This window comes from Streptomyces sp. SID3212 (genome assembly GCF_009865405.1).
In the GTDB taxonomy this organism is placed as follows: domain Bacteria; phylum Actinomycetota; class Actinomycetes; order Streptomycetales; family Streptomycetaceae; genus Streptomyces.
This window is the reverse complement of the sequence record NZ_WWJY01000555.1, coordinates 1-4,610: the sequence shown is the minus strand read 5'-3', so window position 1 is coordinate 4,610 and position 4,610 is coordinate 1. Positions and strand designations below refer to the sequence as shown.

General features: G+C 75.2%; 2 protein-coding genes. Both read left to right on the top strand.

Annotation, left to right across the window (positions count from 1 at the left end):
• Positions 1-1,708: UrvD/REP family ATP-dependent DNA helicase (locus tag GT042_RS16870; RefSeq protein WP_161309542.1), on the top strand; the 1,708-nt coding region annotated here is incomplete at its 5' end.
• Positions 1,709-1,797: 89 nt separating this feature from the next.
• Positions 1,798-4,610, top strand: a 2,813-nt coding sequence (locus GT042_RS16865) for an ATP-dependent helicase (protein ID WP_161309541.1), incomplete at its 3' end; no start/stop codon positions are given.

Below are 4,610 nucleotides of genomic sequence, written 5' to 3'. Positions count from 1 at the left end.
GCCCGAGCGGCTCGTCGCGCACGACCCGGCGTACGCCAGGGGCGCCCAGCGCCTCGGCGCGCTCCTGCGCAAGGCGCGTGAGCTGCTCGAAGGCGGCGGCACTGCCGAAGAGGCCCTCTGGGAGCTGTGGGACGGCACCCCCTGGCCCGGACGGCTGGAGCGGGCAGCCCTGCGCGGCGGCGCGGCCGGCCGCAACGCCGACCGCGACCTCGACGCGGTCTGCGCGCTCTTCGACGCCGCCGCCCGCGCGGAGGAGCGCACCGGCGGCCGGGGCGCGCTCAACTTCCTCGAAGAGCTGGACGCCCAGGACATCGCCGCCGACACCCTCAGCCGCCGCGCCGTACGCCCCGACGCCGTACGGCTCATGACGGCCCACCGCTCCAAGGGCCTGGAGTGGCGGCTCGTGGTCGTCGCGGGCGTACAGGAGGGCCTCTGGCCCGATCTGCGGCGCCGCGGTTCCCTCCTGGAGGCCGACAGGATCGGCCGCGACGGACTCGCCGAACCGCTCAGTCCCGGCGCCCTCCTCACAGAGGAGCGACGCCTGTTCTACGTAGCCGCCACCCGGGCCCGCGAACGCCTCGTCGTCACCGCCGTCAAGGCCCCCGCCGACGACGGCGACCAGCCGTCCCGCTTCCTCGCCGAACTGGGCGTCGAACCCCGGGACGTCACCGGCCGTCCCCGCCGCCCCCTCGCCGTCGCCCCGCTCGTCGCCGAACTGCGCGCCACCACCGTCGACCCGGAGGCCACCCCCGCCCTGCGCGACGCCGCCGCCCGCCGCCTCGCCCGGCTTGCCGCGCTGACCGACGAGGACGGCCACGCCCTCGTCCCCGCCGCGCACCCGCACAGCTGGTGGGGGCTGTACGAACCGACCCGCAGCACGGTCCCGCTGCGCGACAGGGACCACCCCGTCGCGCTCTCCGGCAGCACCCTCGACCAGCTGGAGAACACCTGCGCCCTCCAGTGGTTCCTCGGCCGCGAGGTGAAGGCGGACGCCCCCGCCACCGCCGCCCAGGGCTTCGGCAACGTCGTGCACGTCCTGGCCGACGAGGTGGCCTCCGGCCGTACCCCCGCCGATCTCGCCGTCCTCATGGAGCGCCTGGACTCCGTGTGGGACGGACTCGCCTTCGACGCCCCCTGGAAGTCCGCCCAGGAGAAGGAGCACGCGCGCGTGGCGCTCGAACGCTTCCTGCGCTGGCACGTGACGGACCGGGGCGGCCGTACCGCCACCGCCACCGAGCACGGCTTTGACGTCACCCTCGAAGCAGGTCCGTACGAAGTACGGATCAGGGGCTCCATGGACCGCGTCGAGCGGGACGCGGAAGGCCGCGCGTACGTCGTCGACTTCAAGACCGGCAAAGCCGCGCCCACCAAGGACGAGGTGGCGCACCACCCGCAGCTCGCGGTCTACCAGCTCGCGGTCCGCGAGGGCGCCCTGGACGAGGTCTTCGACGGCCGCCGCCCCGAGCCGGGCGGCGCCGAACTCGTCCAACTGCGCCAGGCCGCCCCCAAGAAGGAGGGCGGGGAGGACTTCCCCAAGGTCCAGGCGCAGGAGCCGCTCGCGGGCGAGTGGGTCGGCGACCTCCTGGCCTCCGCCGCCGGCCGCGTCCTGGACGAACGCTTCACCCCGGCCACCGGCCAGCACTGCGCGCACTGCGCGTTCCGCGCGTCGTGCAGCGCGCAGCCCGAGGGCCGCCAGATCGTGGAGTGAGGCGCCGGGGACGGCCCGAGCGGGCATCCCGGCGGCCCCACATGCCCGCCCGCCCTGCGCTGTCAGTGGTGGCCGATAGCCTTCCTGAGGTGTCCCCACACCTCACCCACCCCGAGCAGCTCAAGGAGCTCCTCGGCATCCCCTTCACCCCGGAGCAGACGGCCTGCATCACCGCGCCGCCCGCCCCGCAGGTCATCGTGGCCGGAGCCGGGTCGGGGAAGACGACGGTCATGGCCGCCCGGGTGGTGTGGCTGGTGGGGACCGGACAGGTCGCCCCCGAGCAGGTCCTCGGGCTCACGTTCACCAACAAGGCCGCGGGCGAGCTGGCCGAGCGGGTCCGCAAGGCGCTGGTACGGGCCGGCGTCACCGACCCCGACGCGATCGACCCCGACCACCCCCCGGGCGAACCCCGCATCTCCACGTACCACGCCTTCGCCGGGCAGCTCCTCACCGACCACGGCCTGCGCATAGGCCTGGAGCCGACGGCCCGGCTGCTCGCGGACGCCACCCGCTTCCAACTCGCCGCGCGCGTCCTGCGGGACGCGCCGGGGCCGTACCCCGCCCTGACCAAATCCCTCCCCGCGCTCGTCAGCGACCTTCTCGCGCTCGACGCCGAGTTGTCGGAACATCTCGTACGGCCCGGCACCCTCGGCGCGCACGACATCGCCCTGCTGCGCGCCCTGGACGGCGTCCGGCTCAGCAACGCCGAGCTGCGCAAGGTCCCCGAGGCCGCCACCGCCCGCCGTGAGCTGCTCGACCTGGTCGGGCGCTACCGCGCGGCCAAGAGCGCCCGCGACCTCCTCGACTTCGGCGACCAGATCGCCCTCTCCGCCGAGTTGGCGACCACCCGCCCCGAGGTGGGCCGGATCCTCCGGGAGGAGTTCCGGGTGGTCCTCCTCGACGAGTACCAGGACACGTCCGTCGCCCAACGCCTCCTCCTGTCGGGCCTCTTCGGCGGGGGCACGGGCCACGCGGTGACCGCCGTCGGCGACCCCTGCCAGGCGATCTACGGCTGGCGCGGCGCGTCCGTCGCCAACCTGGACGACTTCCCGGTCCACTTCCCGTACGCGGACGGGACGCCCGCCACCCGCTTCTCCCTCAGCGAGAACCGCCGCAGCGGCGGCCGGCTCCTCGACCTGGCCAACGGCCTCGCCACACCCCTGCGCGCGATGCACGAAGGCGTCGAGGCGCTGCGCCCCGCGCCCGGCGCGGAGCGCGACGGCCTGGTGCGCTGCGCCCTCCTGCCCACCCACGCCGAGGAGATCGCCTGGCTCGCCGACTCCCTCGCGCATCTGGTCCGTACGGGCAAGGAACCGGGCGAGGTGGCCGTCCTGTGCCGTACGGCAGGGGACTTCGCCGAGATCCAGGGCGCGCTGGTGGCCCGGGAGGTGCCGGTCGAGGTGGTGGGGCTCTCCGGGCTGCTGCACCTCCCGGAGGTCGCCGACCTCGTCGCGGTGTGCGAGGTGCTCCAGGACCCGGGGGCGAACGCGTCGTTGGTACGGCTCCTCAGCGGCCCGCGCTGGCGCATCGGCCCCCGCGACCTGGCGCTGCTGGGGCGCAGGGCGCGGCTCCTGGTGCACCGGGGGGCGGGGCCGGACGGCGAGGACACCACGGACGCGCGGCTGGCGGCGGCCGTCGAGGGGACGGACCCGGCGGAGGTGATCTCCCTCGCGGACGCCCTGGACACGTTCCTGGAGTCGGCGGGCGCCCCGGACGACGGGCTGCCGTTCTCCGCCGCCGCCCGGGTCCGCTTCGCGCGGCTCGCCACCGAACTGCGCGACCTGCGCCGGTCGCTGGCCGACCCGCTGATGGACGTCCTGCACCGTGTCCTCGCCACGACGGGCCTGGAGGTCGAACTGGCCGCGTCGCCCCACGCGCTGGCAGCCCGCCGCCGGGAGACGCTGAACAACTTCCTGGACATGGCGGCCTCCTTCGCCGCGCTCGACGGGGAGGCCGGCCTGCTGGCGTTCCTCGCCTTCCTGCGGACGGCGGCGCAGTACGAGAAGGGGCTGGACAACGCGCTGCCGGGCGGCGAGAACACGGTGAAGGTGCTCACCGCGCACAAGGCCAAGGGCCTGGAGTGGGACGTGGTCGCCGTCCCCGGGCTCGTCACCGGCCAGTTCCCCAACAACCGGGCGCGCGAGGCGTGGACGTCCCAGGCGAAGGTCCTCCCGCACCCGCTGCGCGGCGACGCGCCCACGCTGCCGGAGGTCACCTCCTGGGACGCGAAGGGCCTCACGGCGTTCAAGGACGAGATGAAGGCGCACCAGCACACGGAGGAACTGCGCCTCGGTTACGTCACCTTCACGCGCCCGCGCTCGCTGCTCCTGGGCTCCGGCCACTGGTGGGGCCCGACCCAGAAGCGCACCCGCGGCCCGTCGGACTTCCTGCACGCGCTGTACGACCACTGCGTGGCCGGCCACGGCGAGATCGAGGCGTGGGCGGACGAACCGGCCGAGGGCGAGGAGAACCCGTCCCTGCGGGCCCCCTCGGCGCCCCAGCCCTGGCCCCTCCCGCTGGACCCCGACGCCCTGGAGCGCCGCCGCGCGGCGGCGGACACGGTGCTGGCCCACCTGGACGAGCTGCGCTCGGGACCCGCCGAGGAACCCCCTCCGGCCCGCGCGGACGAACCGTGGGACGCCCCTTTCGAGGACGCCCCCTTCGCAGACGACCCTTTCGCAAACGACCCGTTCGAGGACGAGGCGTTCGGCGACGAGCCGGAGGACCCGGAGCACGGGGATACCCCGCCGGACGTCGACCACGACGAGGCGGAGCACGACCACTTCGCGGGGTGGGACCCCTCGCCGCCTCCCTCCGTACCGCCGCACGCCGCGCCGCCGCCGTACGCGGGACCCGTACCTGACCATGGGCCCGTGCCCGGGCCCCCGCGCGCCTCCGCGCG